Annotated in this window: 18 protein-coding genes and 1 pseudogene; 3 read left to right on the top strand and 16 right to left on the bottom strand. The window is 72.5% G+C overall.

Translation table 11 applies throughout. From position 1 onward, the window contains the following. Positions 1–57 precede the first annotated feature (57 nt). Positions 58–360 (bottom strand): hypothetical protein, encoded by a 303-nt coding sequence (locus tag HA039_RS02075; protein ID WP_167022868.1) that lies wholly within the window; start codon positions 358–360, stop codon positions 58–60. A gap of 135 nt (positions 361–495) precedes the next feature. Between HA039_RS02075 and HA039_RS02070 the strand changes: the two genes are divergently transcribed. Further along, entirely contained in the window at positions 496–1,884 is a 1,389-nt protein-coding gene (locus tag HA039_RS02070) for an FAD-binding oxidoreductase (RefSeq protein ID WP_167022865.1), read from the top strand. Positions 1,885–1,909: 25 nt separating this feature from the next. Here the strand turns inward: HA039_RS02070 and HA039_RS02065 are convergent, their stop codons facing one another. The 14 genes and pseudogenes from HA039_RS02065 to HA039_RS02005 all read right to left on the bottom strand — a co-directional run bounded on the left by HA039_RS02065 (position 1,910) and on the right by HA039_RS02005 (position 15,217). Further along, complete coding sequence (locus HA039_RS02065; RefSeq protein ID WP_167022862.1) at positions 1,910–2,869, bottom strand: 2-deoxy-5-keto-D-gluconate 6-phosphate aldolase domain-containing protein; 960 nt, start codon at positions 2,867–2,869, stop codon at positions 1,910–1,912. A gap of 184 nt (positions 2,870–3,053) precedes the next feature. Then, entirely contained in the window at positions 3,054–4,721 is a 1,668-nt protein-coding gene (locus HA039_RS02060) for a hypothetical protein (protein WP_425086398.1), read from the bottom strand. Between the two features lie 150 nt (positions 4,722–4,871). Then, positions 4,872–5,540: a CHRD domain-containing protein gene (locus HA039_RS02055; protein ID WP_167022856.1), complete on the bottom strand. Its 669-nt coding sequence runs from the start codon at positions 5,538–5,540 to the stop codon at positions 4,872–4,874. Between the two features lie 220 nt (positions 5,541–5,760). Next, positions 5,761–6,519 (bottom strand): SDR family NAD(P)-dependent oxidoreductase, encoded by a 759-nt coding sequence (locus HA039_RS02050; RefSeq protein ID WP_167022853.1) that lies wholly within the window; start codon positions 6,517–6,519, stop codon positions 5,761–5,763. Positions 6,520–6,693: 174 nt separating this feature from the next. After that, a pseudogene (locus tag HA039_RS33545) lies at positions 6,694–6,828 on the bottom strand (ATP-binding protein); the annotation flags it as partial. 55 nt (positions 6,829–6,883) lie between these two features. Then, positions 6,884–7,435, bottom strand: coding sequence for a phosphatase PAP2 family protein (locus HA039_RS02045; protein WP_243869039.1), 552 nt, complete (start codon positions 7,433–7,435; stop codon positions 6,884–6,886). Between the two features lie 42 nt (positions 7,436–7,477). Next, on the bottom strand, positions 7,478–7,843 hold the full coding sequence (locus HA039_RS02040) for an ATP-binding protein (RefSeq protein WP_208298757.1): 366 nt from the start codon (positions 7,841–7,843) through the stop codon (positions 7,478–7,480). A 200-nt stretch (positions 7,844–8,043) separates the two neighbouring features. Further along, positions 8,044–8,451 carry a response regulator gene (locus tag HA039_RS02035; RefSeq protein ID WP_208298516.1) on the bottom strand — a complete coding sequence of 136 codons (408 nt, stop codon included), beginning with the start codon at positions 8,449–8,451 and terminating at the stop codon, positions 8,044–8,046. Then, complete coding sequence (locus HA039_RS02030) at positions 8,448–9,557, bottom strand: PAS domain-containing sensor histidine kinase (RefSeq protein WP_208298515.1); 1,110 nt, start codon at positions 9,555–9,557, stop codon at positions 8,448–8,450. Before HA039_RS02030 ends, HA039_RS02035 begins: the two co-directional genes overlap by 4 nt. After that, positions 9,554–10,204 (bottom strand): response regulator, encoded by a 651-nt coding sequence (locus tag HA039_RS02025; protein ID WP_167022847.1) that lies wholly within the window; start codon positions 10,202–10,204, stop codon positions 9,554–9,556. The genes HA039_RS02030 and HA039_RS02025 overlap by 4 nt, the downstream gene beginning before the upstream one ends. 71 nt (positions 10,205–10,275) lie before the next feature. Beyond that, on the bottom strand, positions 10,276–10,635 hold the full coding sequence (locus tag HA039_RS02020) for an STAS domain-containing protein (RefSeq protein ID WP_167022844.1): 360 nt from the start codon (positions 10,633–10,635) through the stop codon (positions 10,276–10,278). Between the two features lie 184 nt (positions 10,636–10,819). Beyond that, a complete protein-coding gene (tkt, locus tag HA039_RS02015; RefSeq protein ID WP_167022841.1) occupies positions 10,820–13,072 on the bottom strand; it encodes a transketolase in 2,253 nt (750 codons plus the stop codon). 226 nt (positions 13,073–13,298) lie between these two features. Then, a complete protein-coding gene (locus HA039_RS02010; protein WP_208298514.1) occupies positions 13,299–13,733 on the bottom strand; it encodes an ATP-binding protein in 435 nt (144 codons plus the stop codon). An 86-nt stretch (positions 13,734–13,819) separates the two neighbouring features. Then, complete coding sequence (locus tag HA039_RS02005; RefSeq protein ID WP_167022838.1) at positions 13,820–15,217, bottom strand: choice-of-anchor Q domain-containing protein; 1,398 nt, start codon at positions 15,215–15,217, stop codon at positions 13,820–13,822. Positions 15,218–15,500: 283 nt separating this feature from the next. Between HA039_RS02005 and HA039_RS02000 the strand changes: the two genes are divergently transcribed. Beyond that, entirely contained in the window at positions 15,501–16,568 is a 1,068-nt protein-coding gene (locus HA039_RS02000; RefSeq protein WP_167022835.1) for a GntR family transcriptional regulator, read from the top strand. 55 nt (positions 16,569–16,623) lie between these two features. On the opposite strand, the gene HA039_RS01995 is transcribed toward HA039_RS02000, so the two are convergent. Further along, complete coding sequence (locus tag HA039_RS01995) at positions 16,624–17,604, bottom strand: quinone oxidoreductase family protein (protein WP_167022832.1); 981 nt, start codon at positions 17,602–17,604, stop codon at positions 16,624–16,626. Positions 17,605–17,717: 113 nt separating this feature from the next. Here HA039_RS01995 and HA039_RS01990 point away from each other — a divergent pair, with 113 nt between their 5' ends. Continuing rightward, positions 17,718–18,371: a TetR family transcriptional regulator gene (locus HA039_RS01990; RefSeq protein ID WP_167022829.1), complete on the top strand. Its 654-nt coding sequence runs from the start codon at positions 17,718–17,720 to the stop codon at positions 18,369–18,371. Positions 18,372–18,392 lie beyond the last annotated feature (21 nt).

Raw genomic sequence — 18,392 nt, 5'->3', positions numbered from 1 at the left:
AGTCCTGCCTTCCATGGAACAACAGGTCCTACGGCACCGCATCAGCGGCCCGGCGGATCATCCGGCCTCCCCGATCGGGGGCTCGGTGCCCTCCTCGGCGCCGACCAGCTCGGCGATCTCCGCGAAGAAGGCGGCGATCCCCGGGAGGTTCGCGCCCTTGGCCCGGGACGCGGCGAAGTCCTCGGGCCTCGCCCAGGTCACGATGTCGAGCCACTGGTCGTCCGGGAGCCGGACGAGACGGGCGTCGAGGAATCCGACGCGGTCGGCACGGAAGTCCGCGAGCATCGCGGTGCGGGCGCGCAGCAGGGCGGGGACACGAGGGGGTTCCACGCGGAAACGGGTGAGTTCGACGGTGGGCACGGCATCCTCCCAGATGTAGTAAGTAATCTTGACTATAATGGAAAGTGACTGGATCCGGAAGCGGGACCCGGAGCGTGATCCGGAGCGTGATCCGGGAGCGTGACCACCTCCGTACGCAGAGAAAGCAGGCCGTCCATGAACCGTGACCTGGACACCTTCCAGCGGAGCCTCGACGGGCCCGTACTGACCCCAGGAGCGCCCGGATACGAGGAGGAAGTGGCGGTCTACAACCAGTCCGTCGCCCACCACCCCGCCCTGGTCGTCGGAGCGGCAAGCCCGGGGGACGTGTCCGCCGCCGTGCGCTACGCCCGGGCCCAGGGGCTCGCCGTGGCCGTCCTCAACACCGGCCACGGCCCGTCCCTCGGCGCCACGGACGAGACGCTGCTCATCACCACGCGCCGCATGACGGACATCGTGATCGACGCGGAGCGCCGTACCGCCCGGGTCCAGGCGGGCGTCCGCTTCGGGCCGCTGGTCGAGGAGACCGCCCGGCACGGGCTCGCCCCCCTGGCCGGATCGTCCCCCGGGGTCGGGGTGGTCGGCTACACCCTCGGCGGCGGGGCCAGTCCGACGCTGGGCCGCCTGTACGGCTGGGCCTCGGACCACGTCACCGCCATGGACGTGGTGACGGCCGACGGCGAGACGCACCACGTGTCCCCGGACAGCGAGGCGGAGCTCTTCGGCGCGCTCCTGGGCGGGAAGAGCAACTTCGGTGTGGTGACCGCCATGGAGTTCACGCTCTTCCCGGTGGCGCGGCTCTACGCGGGAGCGCTGTTCTTCGCGGGGGAGGACGCCCGCGCCGTACTGGAGGCGTACCGGCGGTTCACCGGATCGGCGCCCGACGCGATGAGTTCGGGCCTCGCCCTGCTCAACTTCCCGCCCCTGCCGTCGCTTCCGCCCTTCCTCCAGGGGAAGTTGGCGCTGACTGTACGGGTGTCCTTCGCGGGGCCGCCCGACGAGGGGGAGCGGCTTGTCGCGCCTCTCCGCGACGCGGCGCCCGTCCTGATGGACACGGTGGGCGAGATGCCCTTCTCGGAGTTCGCCGCCATCTCCATGGACCCCACCGATCCGGCCGCCGCGGTCGAGCACTTCGGCCTGCTGGACGAGATGGCGCCCGGCACGGTCGACGCCCTCCTCGGCACGGTCGGGCCCGGGTCGGGCAGCTCGGTCAACCTCGTCGACATCCGCCACCTCGGCGGTGCCTACGCCCACCCGCCGGCGACCGGGAACGCGGTGGGGGCGCGGGACGCCGCCTACGCGTTCTTCGGCCTCACCGTCGTACCGCCCGGTGAGGCCGTGGCCGACCACGCCGACTCCGGCAGGGAACTCGTCGAGGCGCTCGCCCCCTGGCTCCACTCCGGGAAGCATCCCGGCTTCGTCGGGCCGGCCGACGCCACGGTGGACGGGACGAGGCCCGTGTACGAGCCGGGCCTCTATGCACGGCTGCGGGCGCTCAAGGCGGCCTACGACCCGGAGAACATGCTGCGGGTGAACCACAACATCCCCCCGGAGCCGCCCCGTTAGGCCCCAAGCGCCGTCATCGGCGTTCTCAGGCAGGCACGTTCACCTCACCCGCGCGCGCCCGCACGTAGTAGCGCGCGTACCCGACGTACGCCTCCGTGACCGCGGCGCGCGCCTCGTCACGTCCCGTCCGCCCGCGGACGTAGTGGTCGAGGGCCTCCCACCAGATGCTCCGGCCGATGGCGAAGCCCACGAACCCCTCCACGGGCGCGGCGATCGCCAGCCAGCGATCCAGCTTCTCCCTGGGGGCGTGACGGCCCAGCACCACGCAACGCCCCGCCCGTCCGCCACGCCGCGCGGTCCGGGCGACGGCCTCGGCGTCCGCGCGGCTCTCCAGGCCCTCCACCTTCCAGATCGCCGGCTCCACGCCCCGGTCCTGCAAGTACTCCATCACCCGCACCGTGGCCGCGCCGCGCACCTCCCGGTCGTACCGGTCGGCCGAGCCGTCCACCGTCGCCAGGTCGGCCGGTGTGGCCGGCACGAGCAGTTCGAGAATGACGGGCCTGCCGACCTCCCGGCTCCAGGAGATCACCTGGGAGAGCTTCGCGGCCTGCGCGTTCCGGTCGGAATCCCCGAAGCGCGGATTGTCCCGCACGAGAATCTTCGAGAACGCGGCCGGAAAGTATTCGGCATGCCGCCGCCAGTCCTCCCCGTACTCGAAGTGGAACCACTCCTGTCCGCTCTCCTCGACCGGCATGGCCAGATCGATCCGCCCGGTCAGACTCGCCAGCTCGGCCGCCGTCGCCCCGTAGTGCTCATCGATGAGAAGGCCCGCGCGGGTCGATCCGGGCAGTTGCGGCAGCGCGTCGACCACGCCTTCGTAGACCAGCAGTTTGTCACCGGCGATCTTCGCGGCCTGCGCGGGAGTGGGAGGGGCGGTCAATCCGTAGAGGTCGCTCTCCAGACTCGCCCGGTGGTCGACGGCGCAGATCAGGAGATTCTCGTACGTCGGTGTGCTCGGGGAATGGTCCCGCACGGTCCCGGTCACTGTTGGTCCCTCCTCGTCTCGAATCCCCGAGGCGCCCCGCACCTTCCCCGTTTCGCCCCTGAACCCCCCATTCTCCACATTCCATACCCTTCCCACCCTAACCGGGTGAGCGGCACCGTGCCACGCCCGGCGCCCCCGACAACTGCGCACCGGACGGGCGGCTTTGGCCGACCACCTTCCGCCGTCACCGGCCCGTCCCGGTGCGGACCCTGACGTCGCCGGTTGCGCCGGTGGCCAGGTGGGCGAGGAAGGCCGATGCGTACAGGGCGGGGTCGGCGTCCGGGTGGGCGGTCAGTTCGCGTGTCAGGCCGTCGCGGTGGCGGACCGTACAGGTGTGGGGGCCGGTGACGTAGGCGGCCAGGGCGCAGCCCGGGTAGCGGTCGAGGACCTCGGCCGCCCACTGGTGGGGGGTTCCGAGGCGGGGGTCGTACGGGGCGCCGTGCCGCCAGATGAGGTCGGCGAGGTGCAGCATGCCGGGATCGAGGGTGTCCTCGTGCACCGCCAGGTGCCCGTCACCGGGTCCGTCGGGCTCGGCCACGGGGTCGGAGAACCGGCGGACCTCGATCGTGCCGTCCTCGCCGACCCGGGTCACGACCCGCAGAGGCGCGGTGTACGGGGCGGGTTCGTACGGGGGCAGGGGCAGCGGGTCGAGCAGCGCGGGTCCGGACGGCTCCGGGATGCCGATCAGGCCGTAGAAAAGGTCCCTCAGCAGGACCGCCGATCCACCCGGGGACGACGTGGTCATCTCGGCCGGCGCCGCGAGCGGCCGGTGGGTGGCCAGGTGGTGTTCCACCTGCGGCAACAGGGGCGCGTACGGATCGAGGCGCGGTGCGGTACGGACGAAGTCGGCGACGGGCGAGGTGGGCCCGAGACTGTCCAGGGAAGCCGAGCCGAGCAGGACGGGCGTGCCCAGGGCCGCTGCGTAGTAACTGACCGAGCCGAAGTCGCCGATCACCAGGTCGGCGGCGATCAGCGCCTGCCGCCAGCCGTCCAGCGGGTCCACGAGCGCCAGGCCCGCCCGCGCGGCCCGGTCCAGCCACAGCCGTACCTGGCCCGGGCCGTGCGCGGCCCGGATGTTCGGATGAAGGACGGCCGCGGCCCGGTACTCGTCCACGGGCAGGTCCGACGCCACCCTCCGCAGCAGCAGGGGCAGTACGTCGTCCGATCCGCTGTCACCGAACAACGAGTCCGGGTTCCAGGTCGAGTTCAGGAGCACCAGACGCTGGCCCGGCCGTACCCCGAGCGCCCTGCGGTACCGCTCGCGGTGGTGCCGGGCGGCCAGGATCCGGTCGAAGCACGGGTCGCCGCCCAGCACGGCGGTGGGGACGGCGGCGGGGCAGGAGCTGGCCAACCGCGCGATCTGCTCGGGATGCGAGAAGACCATCGCGTCGGCGACGGGCACGCCGTCGGCCAGCAGCCATTCCGGGGCGAGCCCGAACGGCGGATTGCCCGCCGACGCGTCACTGGCCGCCGACCGCAGCGTCTTGTTGTAGCCGACGCCGTGGGAGACCACGACTAACGCGCCCGTTATCCGGTCGAGTTGGCCGCCCAGGCTGGCGGAGATGGCGAGATCCACCGGTGTGCTCACGGCTTGTTCCCAGGGCAGTACCGGCACCCCGACCGCGTCCAGCAGCTCGGTCACGCCGCTCTGGAACGGGGAGGAGCCGGTGCAGGTCGCGAGCAACTGGACCCGCAGGTCGTCACGGAACAGGGGGAGCACGTCCAGGAGACGCGTCGCGGACGTGACGTTGTGCATGACGAGCAGCACACGCCGGCAGCGCCCCCGGGTGGACCACCGGCTCGCCTCGTCCCCCACCGGCACGCGGACCCAGTCCCGCGACTGCTCCGCCACCCCGCTCACCCCCACCGGTCCTCAGGTCGCGGGCTCAACCTATCCGTTGGCCCCGGCGGACGCCCGCACGCCCGGACGCACGGACGGCTCCCTCCTCCCCGCGCGCGGGGAGGAGGGAGCCGAGGTCGTCGGGCCGGCGGGGCGGCCGGTCTACTTGGTGTTCTTGACGACGGAGTTGAGGGTGTCCTCCGTCATGGTGTCGGGGACGTGGACACCGGCGGGCAGCTTGTACCCCTGGCCGCGGACCGCGCCGCCGGGGAACTCGGCGGTGTGGAGGTTGAAGTACCAGTTCTGCGGGTTGGCCTTGATGCCCTCCAGCAGGTCGTGGTCGGCGACCGTGACGGTGCCGTACGCGAACTTCGTCCCGTCCGCCAGCTTCTCGGTGAAGAACGGGATCTTCACGTCCCCGTTGACACCCTTGACCCCCTTGTGGAGGTGGGCGAGGGTCGGCGTCCCGACCCCGGTGAAGGTGAACGCGTACGACACCTGGTCGCCCTGGATCCGCATGAGGGCGAGCGCGTGCCCGTCCTTGTCGCCCGTGGCGGGCCCGCCCGCGACCGGTACCTCGTTCGCGCCGCTGAGGACCGACCCGAAGAAGGCGGCGTCCGACGCGTTCTTGTCCCACCGGCCGGCCGTCTGCGCCGCCGCGCCCCCGGCGGCGTGCTCGGTGCCGCCCGACGCGTGTCCTGCGGCGGTGGGGCTGCCGGCCGCCGTGCTCGCGCCGGGCCCGGTCGCCGTGTCGTCACCATTGCACGCGGTGAGCAGGAGCGCGCCGGCGACGGCGGACGCGGCGATGATGCCAAAACGCTTGGTGTTCATGGTTGTTGCGGCCTCTCGGATGGTGCGACCGCGACTGTCGCGCGGTCCGTCCCCCTCAACACGGCCCGGCTCCCCGGCCCTGCTCACCCGATGACAGGCCTGAGACATCCCTGAGACCGCACCCGATCACTCGGAACGCGATCTTGACAAAGCGGGGGGCGCCGGCGCGGTTCGCCTGCGGGACGCCGGAGAAGCCGGCGACGCTCGCCCCGGCGCCGGGTCAGAGGTTCTGGCCGCCGGAGACCTCGATGTCCTGGCCGGTGATCCACCGGCCCTCCTCGGATACCAGCATGGCCACGACCATGCCGATGTCGTCGGGCTCGCCGACCCGTCCGAGCGCGAACGACTTCGCCATCTCCGGGATGATCTCGGGGTTCTTCGCGAAGGCGTCGTCGGCGAAACGCGTGACCGTCGCCCCCGGGGCCACCGAGTTGACGCGGATGCCGCGGGCGCTGAACTCCTTCGCCATGTAGCGGGTCAGCACCACCACGGCGCCCTTGAGCGCCGCGTAGACGGAGTAGCCCGGCGCGGTCACCTGGGGCAGCGTGGAGTTGCTGGTCAGGTTGACGACCGCTCCGCCGTCGGCCAGCAGCGGCAGCAGGGCCTGCGTGAGGAAGAAGGGGCCCTTGAACAGGCCGCGGGTGAGCCGGTCGAAGTCCTCCTCCCGGGTGTCCTCGATCATCGCCATGCCGGCGAACCCGGCGTTGTTGACCAGGTGGTCGAAGGAGTCCCGCTCGAAGGTGTCGCGCAACGCGCTCCGCACCTGCGCCACGAAGGCCGGGAATCCCGCGGTGTCGGCGAGGTCCAGGCGCAGTGCCACGGCCGTGCCGCCCTGCCGCTCGATCCGCGCGACCGTGTCCCCGGCCCCGTCCGCGTTCGAGCTGTACGTCAGGATGACGCCGGTGCCCCGCCGGGCGATCCGGAGCGCCGCGCTCTGACCGATGCCTGAGCTCGCGCCGGTGACGACGGCCACGTCCATGGGTGCCTCCTGGGCCTGCGGAGTCCGGGAACTCCGTGCGGAATCTGTTACTCCCAGACAACCGCCGCGCCGGGCGGGCGGAAAGAACGATCCTCTCCGTCACGTGCGCGATCCTCCCGTTCTCGCGTCCGCCCGTCCTCCCGGCTCCCTGCCTTCACGTTCTCCCGTTCTCCGTTACGGGGACGGTCCCGCCGGCAGTTCCACGGTGACCCGGATCCCGCCCGCAGGGCGCGGAACGAGGGTGAGCATTCCGCCGTGCGCCTCGGCGATCGTCCGGACGATGGCCAGGCCGAGGCCGACGCCCGCGTGGCCGGCACCCGTCGCGTAACCGGCCGGGTACGGGGAGGATCCGCCGCCCCCGGAGCTACCGCCAACGCCTCGTGGCCCGGTGCCGGCCGGTGAGGACCAGGGCCGTGGCCGCCAGGCCGATGAGGCCCCCTGCGGCGATGTCCGAGGGGTAGTGGGCCCCGCTGTGGACCCGCCCCAGCGCCACGGCCAGTGCCGCGGGCGCGCAGAGGGCACCGGCACGCGGCGACACGACGGCGACCGTCGCGGCGAAGGCGACGGCCGCCGCCGTGTGACCGGAGGGGAAGGAGGAGCTGGTCGGCCGGTCCTCCACCTCCTCGTTCGGAATCCACTCCTTGGGAGGACGGCGACGCTCCACGAGCTGCTTGCCCACCGTGTTCGACAGCACCTCCGCCAGTCCCATCGCGGCCAGCCCCGCCCCCGCCGCGACGCGGCCCCGCCGTCCGCCCGTGGCCGCCACGGCCGCGGCCGCGCCCCACCACAGCAGGGTGTGTTCCGCCGCGTCCTGCGCGGTCGGCAGCGCCGTCCGGATCCACGGGTGGTCCCACGCCGCGATCCGCCGGGTCAGCCGGTGGTCGTACCGCCGCAACCCGGCGAGCATCCCGCTCATGACCCCGTCCTCGTCCACGTGTTCTTCCGAGACCTTCGCCGGTCAGCGGAGCCCGTCCGTCAGGGCGAGCCGCACCTTGATCCGCTTGCCGAGAGGCTCGCGCCGGACGTCGAATCCCTCGCACAGCGCCAGCACGATCTCGATGCCGTGCTGTCCGATACGGCCGGGCTCGGCCGCCCGAGCGATCGGCAGCGCGGACTCGCTGTCCCACACGGTGATCTCGACCGCGTCGGTGAGCAGTTCGAGGTCCACCAGGCACGGGCCCGGCGCGTACTTGCGCGCGTTGGTCACCAGCTCGCTCACCACCAGCTGCGTGTCACCGAGCAGCCGGACCGACACCGGGACGCCGTACTCCCCCTGCACCTGGGCCAGGAACTCGCGGGCCAGCCGGCGCGCGTCCGCGATCATCCCCGGCTCCCCGTCGAAGGCCGCGCCGCGCCGGGGGGCCCGTGTCACGGCCCGGTGGCTGTCTGCTGTGTCGTGAACCCGGTGCATGTGAATCTCCCCCTGTGCCGTCCGGCGCGAGCCGGCGCGTCGCTGCGATCTCCTGCCCCTACCCCCGATCGGCCCCGCCAGACGGCCGAGGGGTCTCCCGTCCGGGCCGGCGGTCAGCGCGGGGCGTCGGAGCGGTGTCCCGCGCGGCGCAGCGCGTCGAGGAACTCGCGGTTCGTCACCCCTTTGAGGACGTACGCGAAGACCCCGGCGCGCTTCATTCCGTCGACCGAGCCCTGGTCCCCGTACGCGGAGAACGCGACGACGCGGCTGTCCGGCGCGCGGCGCGCGATCTCCCGGGCGACCCGGTGGCCGCCGCCGGGAAAGCGGACGTCCAGGACCACCACGTCCGGCCCATGACGCAGGACGAGCTCGATCGCCGTACCGGGGTCCGTCGCCGTGCCCACCACCCGCATGTCCGGCTCCGCGTCCACGACCTCGCACAGGACGTCGAGCAGCAGAGTGTTGTCGTCGCAGAGGAGCACGCGCAGCGGCGCGTCCCCGCCGGGGCCGGCCGCTGTCACGGCGGGCCGGGTGCCGCGGATTCCGCCGCCACCGCGGGCGGCGGGTTCGGCACCCAGAACTCGACCGTCGTCCCCGTCCCGGGTCGGCTGCGGATGGACCACCAGCCCCCCGCCGTCTCGGCCCGCTCCCGCATCTCGACGATCCCGAAGTGTTCGCGTCCCGCGTCCCGCGCCATGGGCTCCCCGTTGCCGTCGTCGGCGACGCTCGTCACGATGCCCCCGTCGGACGACTCGACCCGTACCTCGACGGAACGCGCGCCGGCGTGCTTGTACACGTTCAGCAGCGCCTCCTGGACGATACGGAAGATGGTGACGGCCGTCTCGGGTCCGGGCTCCCGGTCGAGCCGGTGCTCGAACGTCGGGGTCATCCCCCAGGAACGCGTCACCTCGGTCAGGTGGTTGGAGAGCGCCTCGACCAGCCCGCTGCGGTCGATCCCCGGCGGGTGCAGGCGGAAGGTCAGGTTCCGGAGCCGGCCGATCGCGCCGCGCACCGACAGGTCGAGACGTTCCAGCTCCGGTGCGTACGGCTCCGGTACGCGCTCCGCCAGCAGTTGCAGGCGCATCCCCACGGCGACCATGGCCTGGATGGAGTCGTCGTGGACGTCCCACGCGATGCGGCGGCGTTCCGTCTCCTGGGCCTGGACGAGGTGGTCGAACAGCCGCCGGCGCTCGCTGAGCGCGTTCTGCGCCGCCCGCCGTTCCGACATGTCGCGGGTGACCTTGCCGAACCCGGCCAGCCGGCCCGTGTCGTCCCACAGCGCGGTGATGACCACGTTCGCCCAGAACCGGGAGCCGTCCTTGCGGATGCGCCAGCCCTCGTCCTCCAGCCGGCCGTCCGCCACGGCGGTCTCCAGCTCCCACCCCGGCTTGCCCGCCGCCTTGTCCTCCTCCGGGTAGAAGACCGAGAAGTGGTTCCCCACGATCTCCGCGGCGGAGTACCCCTTGATCCGTTCCGCTCCCGCGTTCCAGCTGATCACGTACCCCTGCGGGTCGAGCATGAAGATGCCGTAGTCGAGCACGCCCTGGACGAGCAGCGAGAACGCGGCGTCCGCCAGCGGAGCCGCCTGCTTCCGGGGCTGCTCCGGCAGGGGCGGCAGCGGCGTCACGTGAGGAGCCCTTCGCGGCGCGCGATCGTCACGGCCTCCAGCTGGGACCGCGCGCCCAGCTTCTCCAGGACGCGCTGGACGTGATTGCGCCCCGTGTTGAGCGCGACCCCCAGCCGGACGCTGATGTCCGAGGTGGTGAAGCCCTCGCCGAGCAGGTCGAGCGTCTCCCGCTCACGCCGGGTCAGTGTGGCGCCGAGCGCCGGCGTCCGGCCGCTGAGCCGGTCCAGCACGCCGCCCAGCAGGTCCTGGCCGAACACGACCTCGCCGGCCGCCACCCGCCGTACCGCGTCCTCCAGCTCACCCAGGCCGCTGGTCTTCAACAGCAGGCCGGCCCCGCCCGCCTCCGCCACGCGCGCCGCCACCGACGCGCTGCCGTCACCGGTCAGGACGAGCACGCGCACACCGGGAACGAGCGCCTCCAGGCGGGGGATGGCGCCGAGGCCGTCGCCGTCCGGCAGCCGCCGGTCCAGCAGGACGACGTCGGGCCGGAGCCGTTCCGTATCGGCCAGCGCCGCGGCCAGTGACGCCGAGCGGCCCACGATCTCCAGACCGGGGGAACGCTCCAGGGCCAGGCCTATCGCCTCGGCCACCATGTCGTGGTCCTCCACCAGGAGGACCCGGACCGGTCGGTCCTGCGGTGCGGGCATGGCGGCGTCCTTGCTGGTGGAGGGCCGTACGGTCAGGACGGAGGGGGCCGGGCCGCGACGACCGGCGGTCCTCATTCGCTGCGGGCCAGGATCGAGTCCGCCCTCACGTACCCCTCGGCCAGGATATCCCCGGCTCCGATCAGGGAGATCAGCCGCGCCAACTGCGTCCCGATGCCCGCCACCACGAGATCCGCGCCGGCCAGCAGGACGCACAGCCGCGTCTCCAGCAGGACGCCGAGCCCGGAGCAGTCGCAGAACTCGACACCGCTCAGTTCGAGGCGCAGGCTCTTCGGCCGTTCCGCCATGCAGGCCGCCACCGCTTCCCTGACCTGCGGGGCGGTGGTGTGGTCGAGTTCGCCGGCGAGCGCGACGTGCGCGTCTCCCGCCCGCGTGACGGCGCGCGACACCGTGAAGGGCGGAGGAGCGTTCACGGCGTGGCCCACCCCGCGGGCCACGCCCACGCCGTCACCTGTCGCATCATGACCTCTGTTTAGTGCGTGGACACCAGTCGTCGACTAGTGAATCTGCACCAGATGGGGAAGTCAACACCGTACCGCCCCCGCCCCCGCCTGCGGGCGCAGGGCGGGGGCGGGGGCGGTACGGCGGGTGCGCGGGTCAGGACGGCAGGTCGCCCGTGCTCCCCTCCGAGGGGGCGGAGATCCGCTGGTGGCCGCCGGGGTACGGAGGGGCCGCCGCGTCCCGGATGCTGTCGTGCGCCGCCGCGGCGACCGCCTCCGGGGTGATGCCGAACTCCTGGTAGAGGCGCTCGTAGTCGGCGGAGGCCCCGTAGTGCTCCAGGCTGACGATACGACCGGCGTCGCCGACCACGTCCCGCCAGCCCTGACCCACGGCGGCCTCGACACTCACCCGGGCCCGCACGGACGGCGGCAGCACCTCGTCCTGGTACGCCACGGGCTGCGCCGCGAACCACTCCCGGCACGGCATCGACACCACCCGTACGGACAGGCCCTCGCCCTCCAGCCGGGTGCGCGCGTCCAGGGCGATCTGCACCTCGGACCCGGTCGCGACCAGGATGACGTCGGGTACGTCCCCGGACCCGTCGGCCAGGACGTAACCCCCGCGGGCCGCGCCCTCGGCCGGGGCGTACGGGCCGCTCGCCCCGGTCGCCGGCGCGCCGCCGTCCGAGGCCCGGTCGAGCACGGGGAGGTTCTGTCGGGTCAGGACCAGCCCGGCGGGCCGGTCGGTGTGCTCCAGGATCGTCCGCCAGCACACGGTGGTCTCGTTGGCGTCCCCGGGCCGTACGACGTCCAGGCCGGGGATGGCGCGCAGCGCGGCCAGGTGCTCGACCGGCTGGTGGGTGGGGCCGTCCTCGCCGAGCCCGATGGAGTCGTGCGTCCACACGTACGTGGCGGGCAGCTTCATCAGCGCCGCGAGCCGGACGGCGGGCCGCATGTAGTCGCTGAACGTCAGGAACGTACCGCCGTAGGGCCTGGTCAGGCTCTGGAGCGCGATGCCGTTGAGGATCGAGCCCATGGCGTGCTCACGGATGCCGAAGTGCAGCGTCCGCCCGTAGGGGCCGCCGGGGAACTCCGACGTCTGCCGCTCGGCGGGCACGAACGACGGCTCCCCCTCCATCGTGGTGTTGTTGCTCCCCGCCAGGTCGGCGGAACCGCCCCACAGTTCGGGCAGCACCGGCGCGAGCGCGGTGAGGACCTCGCCGGACGCCTTGCGGGTGGCCATGCCCTTGGGGTCGGCCGGGAACGAGGGCAGCGCCCGCGTCCAGCCGTCGGGCAGCCGCTGGGCCTGGAGCCGGTCCAGGAGCGCGGCGCGCTCCGGGTTGGCCCCGCGCCACGCGTCGTACGCGGACTGCCAGGCGGCGCGCGCCTCCCGGCCCCGCTCGCCCACCGCGCGGGTCCTGGCCAGGACGTCGTCCTCGACGGCGAACGTCACGTCGGGGTCGAAGCCGAGGAGGGACTTGGTCGCCGCGACCTCCTCGTCGCCGAGCGCGGAGCCGTGCGCCTTGCCGGTGTTGCGCTTGGTGGGCGCGGGCCAGCCGATGATCGTGCGCAGCTGGATGAACGAGGGCCGGGACGTCTCCGCCTTGGCGGCCTTCACCGCCGTCAGCAGCGCGTCGACGTCCTCGACGTAGTCACCCGTACGGGTCCAGTCCACCGACTGCACGTGCCACCCGTACGCCGCGTAGCGCGCGACCACGTCCTCGCTGAAGGAGATGTCGGTGTCGTCCTCAATGGAGATGTGGTTCGAGTCGTAGAAGACGACCAGGTTGCCCAGCTCCTGATGGCCGGCCAGGGACGCGGCCTCGGCGGTCACGCCCTCCATCATGTCGCCGTCCGACGCCACCACGAACACGTGGTGGTCGAACGGGCTGCTTCCCGGGGCCGCGTCGGGGTCCAGCAGGCCGCGCTCCCGGCGGGCGGCCATGGCCATCCCGACGGCGCTCGCGAGGCCCTGGCCCAGCGGGCCCGTCGTGATCTCGACCCCGCGCGTGTGCCGGTACTCCGGGTGCCCTGGCGTCGCCGAGCCCCACGTCCTGAGCTGCCGCAGGTCGTCCAGTTCGAGCCCGTACCCCGCCAGGTACAGCTGGATGTAGAGGGTCAGGCTCGAATGGCCGCACGAGAGGACGAAGCGGTCCCGGCCCAGCCACTGGTCGTCGGCCGGATCGTGCCGCATGACGTTCTGGAACAGCAGGTACGCGAGCGGGGCCAGGCTCATCGCGGTGCCGGGGTGGCCGTTGCCGACCTTCTGGACCGCGTCCGCCGCCAGCACCCGTACGGTGTCCACGGCCCGTACGTCCACGGTGTCCCACCCGGCCCCGCCCGCCACGGGCAGGGCCAGTTCGGATGCGCGGCCCGCCGGGCCGCGGGACTGGGATCGCTCATTCGCCATGCCGTGCTCTCCTTGGATGAAGCTTCGTGCGAGATGGACACCGGGCCGTACCACCCGGCCGCGCCCCGCGCCGCACGCACGCCGGGAACCGCTGTTCCTGTTCCTCTTCCCGACATGATGGCCGACATTTCCGATCAGAACGGTTATTTTGCCGTCGAATCGCTCATCGGTCCTGTCGGGGAATCCGGCGCCGCGCCGGGGACGCGAGGTCCGGACCCGGGACGTGTCAGCTGCCGTGGTGGTGCCGTACCGGCCCGCCAGGGGGATGGAAGCAGGCGATGACGGTCTTGCCGTCGGCCTGGTTCCGCGTCTCGCAGCTGTCGGCCAGCGCGTTCACGATGGCGAGGCCGCGCCCGGAGGGCTCGGAATCACCGGCCTCGCGCGCCACGGGCGTGCCCTGCCCGGAATCGTGCACGCTCACGTGCAGGCAGACGCTGTCCCAGGTCAGTACCAGCTGGGCGGTGCTCCGGGCGTGCACGTGGGCGTTGGTGATCAGCTCCGAGACGGTGAGCAGCACCGAGTCCACGGTGTCGGGCGCGTCCGTGCACCATCCCAGCGAGTCCAGGTGTCCGCGCGCCCACGTGCGGCCGGCCCGGACCCCACCCGATACGGGAAAGGACCGGGCCCAGCCCACCGCTCTCAATGACGTGTCGTCCGGCATGTGCGACCTCCTTTCGTCATGCGGGGTCGACTACCCCGCATGACGAAGGCCACCGCTCCGGGCCGCCGCCTTCTCGGCCGGGAGGCTCAGAACTCGTAGGCGCCCACGTCGAACGTGGTGGAGCGGGGCTTGCGGTCGGCGTCGGTGGTGGGCGCGTCCCTGTTGGTTCCGGCGCCGATGGCGGGGGATCCGGACTTCAGGTGGAGGTCCCCGGCGGGGTAGTTGACGAAGTACGTGGAGTAGGCGGTGCCCACGGTGATGTTGTTGGAGTGCTGGGTGTTGGTCCCGGCGCCGGTGTTGAAGGTCCGTGCCAGGTTGTTGCGGACGATGTTGCCGTTCGAGGGGGTGCCGTCCTTCTGGTTGGTGAGGCGGATCTCGCTGTCGTTGGCGGGGGAGCGCGGCACGACGGTGTTGTTGACGATCCGGCTGTTGTTCATGCCGTACAGGCCCATGGCGAGGCCGACTTCGACCTGGACGGCGTTGTTCTCGATGGTCCAGTTGTTGTACGGGCCGTCGAAGGCGCCGATGCCCTGGATGGTGTACTTGCCGTTGTACTGGAACGGGATCTTCGCGTAGCGCGTGCCGGTGCGGCTGATGAAGACGTTGCCGCGCAGGACCACGTTCGACACCGGGGTGAAGCTGCCGTCGCCGCGGTAGCTCTGGAACATGTCGCGGTGCGGCGGGTCGTTCTCCGTGCCGGGCGGCACGACGGCGTAGCTGTTCACCGCGGAGTTGTACTCGACCAGGCAGCCGCTGACCTTGCAGCGGAAGGCGTCCTCCCAGAAGTGGTTGATGCTGTTGCCCCGGATCACCACACCCGTGGCGCCGGCGCCGGCCTGGGAGGTCCGCTCGGCCATCACACCGTTGCGGACGTTGCGGATCTGGTTGTCCAGCACCTGGTTGTCGCTGCCGACGACCACGACGGCGGTGCCGCTGCGGTTGACCCAGTCGTTGTTGTACCAGGTGTCGGCCGCGGCGTCGCTCGCGGCCCGGACCTGTGAGTTCCGCAGGATGTTCTGGGTGGCGCCCGCGTCGAACCGCACGAGGTCGCCGGTGGTGTACGTACCGTCGGCCTCCTGGGGTGACACGACAACTCCGTCGACCGTCCAGCGGGTGGCCCCGGAGGCGAAGCGCAGTGTCTTCATGCGGGGTGTCGCGCCGGGGGCGGCCTTGATGGTCCGCGCGCCCGTGGCGCCGCCGGTGACGACCGGGCTGCCGTGGTTCCCGCTGCGCAGGTAGACGGTGTCACCCGCGGCGAACGTGCGGCCCGAGGCGAAGACCTCCTGGAGGGTACGCCAGGGCCGGTCCGCCGTACCGGGATTGCTCGCGGAGCCGGTCGCGGGATCCACGTAGTAGACGGCGGGCGCGGCGGCTGCTTCGGACGCCGTGCGCCCGGTCTGGAGGCCGATGACGAGGAGGGCGCAGGTGAGGAGCGCGACGCGGCGGTTCCTCCTGGCGGGCGACGGACGGGCCGGGACGATCACGACAAACCTCGGCTTTGTGGGGGGAATTGGGGGTGGGCGGTGATCCGCCTGCCAGGAGTGTGGGCCACGCCGTACCGCGCGTCAACAGATTCATTGGAATGAATTCCTCCCCGGTGTCCGGCCGCCCCTTCGGGCCGAACGGGCCGCCAGTAGGGTGGTCCGACGCGTCATCACGGACGCGGACCGAAGGGGGATGTGGATGGGTTCGCCGCGCGTTCCGGCAGAGCCGGAGGGGGCCGCGGGCCCGGCGGGGCCGGCGGATCCTGTGGGGCCGGCCGGCTCGGTGGCGCGAGGCCGGAAGACCCGCCACCTGGCCGACGAACTGCGCCGGGGCATCGCCGAACTGCGCTGGCCGGCCGGGAGACTCCCTACCGAGCAGCAGTTGGCGCGCGACCAGGGGGTCAGCCTCAACACCGTGCGGCGGGCGGTCGACCTGCTCGTCCAGGAGGGCCTGGTCTACCGCAGGCAGGGATCGGGGACCTACGTCTCCGACACGCCGGCCACCCGCACCGGCTACGCGGTCGGCGTCGTCGTGCCGTCGCTGACGTACTACTACCCGCGCGTCGTCGCGGGCATCGAGGGCGAACTGGCCCGGCGCGGCTGCCGGATGCTGCTGCGCTCGACCGACTGGGACACCGCGCGGGAGCGGCAGGCCGTGGACGAGCTGGTCGCGGCGGGCGCGGCGGGTCTGGTCCTCGTGCCGACGCTCGACGACGACGGTTCCCGGCCCGGGAACGCGGACCTGGCCCCCCTCGGCCCGCCGGCCGTGCTCGTGGAGCGGGGAACCCATCTCCCCCCGATCCTCGACGAGTTCGTCCGTTCCCACCACGCCGCAGGCGCGCTGCTCGCGGTCGAGCATCTCCTGGCCCTCGGGCACACGCGCATCGGTTACCTGGAGCGGACGGCCCCGCACACCGCGCCGCAGATCCGCTCGGGGCTGGCCGCGGCGCTGGAGCGGGCCGGCCTGCCCGCGGATCCGGTGATCACGGTGTCGCTGCCGCGCTGGACCGCTCATGACGCGGAGGCCGTCGTCGGGCGGGCGGTGGAGAGCGGGGTGACGGCCGTGATCTGTTTCGCCGACCACGAGGCGACCTTGCTGGTCGCCGCCGCGCGGCGGCGGGGGGTGCGCGTGCCCGAGGACCTGTCGGTGATCGGCTACGACGACGAGATCGCCGATCTGTGCGAGGTCCCGCTGACGGCGGTCTCGCCGCCGAAGAAGGAGCTGGGCGAACGCGCGGTGGACATCCTCGCCGCGCGCCTCGCCGATCCCGGGGCGCCCCGGCGGCAGGAGACCCTCGTACCGCGCCTCGTGGTGCGGGAGTCCACGGGGCCGGCCCCGCAGTCACACTGACGGGTCGTCAATCCGGCCTGTCCACAGCACACTTGGCGAGGGTCGGAGTGGTGGCTCAGAGGGCCAGGACGATACGGCCGTCGACCGACCGGTTCTCCATCCGCTCGTGCGCGGTCACGGCGTCGGCCAGCGGGAGCACGTCCACCTCGGTGTGCGCCAGCCCGTCCGACACCGCCCTCAGCGCGGCCTCGGCGGCGGGGCGCAGTTCGTCCAGGTGGTTCGGGACGTACACGCCCGCCGAGAAGCCGGAGACCGTCACGCTGCTCACCCAGACCCGGTTGCTGTCGATCACGCTGTCCCAGTCGCCACTGGCGTTCCCCACCAGCAGGAGGCGCCCGGACGGGGCCAGCAGGTCGAGGCTCCGGGTGCGCAGCGCCCCTCCCACGGGGTCGATGACGACGTCGAACAGCTGCCCGTCGAGGGCCTCGGGCAGTTCGGCGGAGTCGACGATCGTGTCGTACGGCAGCCGGCTGGCGGCGGCCACCCCCAGCTTGCCCGCGCGGACCGAACCGACCACCCGCGAAGCGCCGAGCTGTCGTGCGACACCCGGAACGGCGGACGCGAAGCCGCCCAGGGCGCCGTGGACGAGGACGCTCTCGCCCGGGGCCAGGCGGGCGACGCCGGTCAGGGCCATGTGGGCCATCGCGGCGTTGGGGACCATCGCCACGGCGAGCGCGGGGTCGATGTCGTACCCCTCCGTGGACACGACGTACGCCTGGTCGCTGACGAGCACCGACGCGTAGCCGCCCGTGCCGGTGGCGGAGAGCGTCACCACCCGCTCGCCCACCGCGAACCCGGTCACCCCCTCGCCGAGCGCGCGCACGGTACCCGCGACCTCCAGGCCGGGGACGAACGGCGGCCGGGGCAGGCCTTCGTGGTCCTTGAACAGCCCCTGGCGGAAGTAGACGTCGATGAGTCCGACGGCCGCGTGGGTGACGTCGATCGTGAGCTGTCCGGGGCCCGGCCGGGGGTCGGGCAGGTCGACGGCTTCCAGCACCGAGGGGTCGCCGAAGCGGGTGACGTGAATGGCTTTCATCGCTGTTTCCTCTTGAGGGTCGAAGCCGAGGTCATAACGCTCCTTGTGATGCGTTACGACGAACGTAACACGGGAGGCGTCTTAGCGCACCTCGCGAGCGTTATAGTTCCCGTATGCACCGCAGAGCCCGATCGACCGAGGACAAGACGCGTCGCTCCGAAGACCTGCTGGCGGCGGCCGAGGCGCTCGCCCTGGAGCTGGGCGGCGTCCGCCACCTCACCCTGGCGCCGGTCACCGAACGCGCGGGGCTGCACCGCACCGGCGTACGGCGCTACTACGCCAGCAAGGAGGAACTGCTCCTGGAGCTGGCCGAGCGGGGGTGGGGCAGGTGGCGCGGCGCGGTCAAGGACGAGGTCGGCGACCGTACCGACCTCGGTCCTGCCCAGGTCGCCGAGGTCCTCACCGAGACGCTGGTCTCGCTGCCGGTCTTCTGCGACCTGCTGACCCATGTCCCGCTGTCCCTCGAAGGCGATGTCGACATCGAGCGGGCCCGCCGCTACAAGACCAACTCCTTCGCCGCCTACGACGAGATGGCGAGTGCGCTGGCCGGTGCGGGCAGCATGACGCTCCCGCAGATCGAGGGCCTGCTGACCACGGCACTGTCCCTCGCGGCCACCTTCTGGCAGGTGTCGCACCCGACCCCGACACTCGCCGCCCTGTACGAGCAGGAGCCGCGCTGGGCCCACGTCGCCCTCGACTTCGCCCCGAAACTCCGCCACCTGCTCGAAGCGACGGCGTACGGACTCGCCCGGACGGCACCGGCGTAGACGGCGGCGGGGGCAGGGGGA

The organism is Streptomyces liangshanensis (assembly GCF_011694815.1).
Taxonomy (GTDB): Bacteria; Actinomycetota; Actinomycetes; order Streptomycetales; family Streptomycetaceae; genus Streptomyces; species Streptomyces liangshanensis.
The sequence above is the reverse complement of the archived record's forward strand: the minus strand, read 5'-3'. Positions and strand labels throughout refer to the sequence as shown.

What these genes read in the sequence shown, in the direction of transcription:
- HA039_RS02025 (WP_167022847.1), bottom strand. Translation starts at nt 10,204, where the DNA reads ATGCCCGCACCGCAGGACCGACCGGTCCGGGTCCTCCTGGTGGAGGAC.
- HA039_RS02070 (WP_167022865.1), top strand. Translation starts at nt 496, where the DNA reads ATGAACCGTGACCTGGACACCTTCCAGCGGAGCCTCGACGGGCCCGTA.
- HA039_RS01990 (WP_167022829.1), top strand. Translation starts at nt 17,718, where the DNA reads ATGCACCGCAGAGCCCGATCGACCGAGGACAAGACGCGTCGCTCCGAA.
- HA039_RS01995 (WP_167022832.1), bottom strand. Translation starts at nt 17,604, where the DNA reads ATGAAAGCCATTCACGTCACCCGCTTCGGCGACCCCTCGGTGCTGGAA.
- HA039_RS02010 (WP_208298514.1), bottom strand. Translation starts at nt 13,733, where the DNA reads ATGCCGGACGACACGTCATTGAGAGCGGTGGGCTGGGCCCGGTCCTTT.
- HA039_RS02050 (WP_167022853.1), bottom strand. Translation starts at nt 6,519, where the DNA reads ATGGACGTGGCCGTCGTCACCGGCGCGAGCTCAGGCATCGGTCAGAGC.
- tkt (WP_167022841.1), bottom strand. Translation starts at nt 13,072, where the DNA reads ATGGCGAATGAGCGATCCCAGTCCCGCGGCCCGGCGGGCCGCGCATCC.
- HA039_RS02040 (WP_208298757.1), bottom strand. Translation starts at nt 7,843, where the DNA reads ATGATCGCGGACGCGCGCCGGCTGGCCCGCGAGTTCCTGGCCCAGGTG.
- HA039_RS02055 (WP_167022856.1), bottom strand. Translation starts at nt 5,540, where the DNA reads ATGAACACCAAGCGTTTTGGCATCATCGCCGCGTCCGCCGTCGCCGGC.
- HA039_RS02045 (WP_243869039.1), bottom strand. Translation starts at nt 7,435, where the DNA reads ATGAGCGGGATGCTCGCCGGGTTGCGGCGGTACGACCACCGGCTGACC.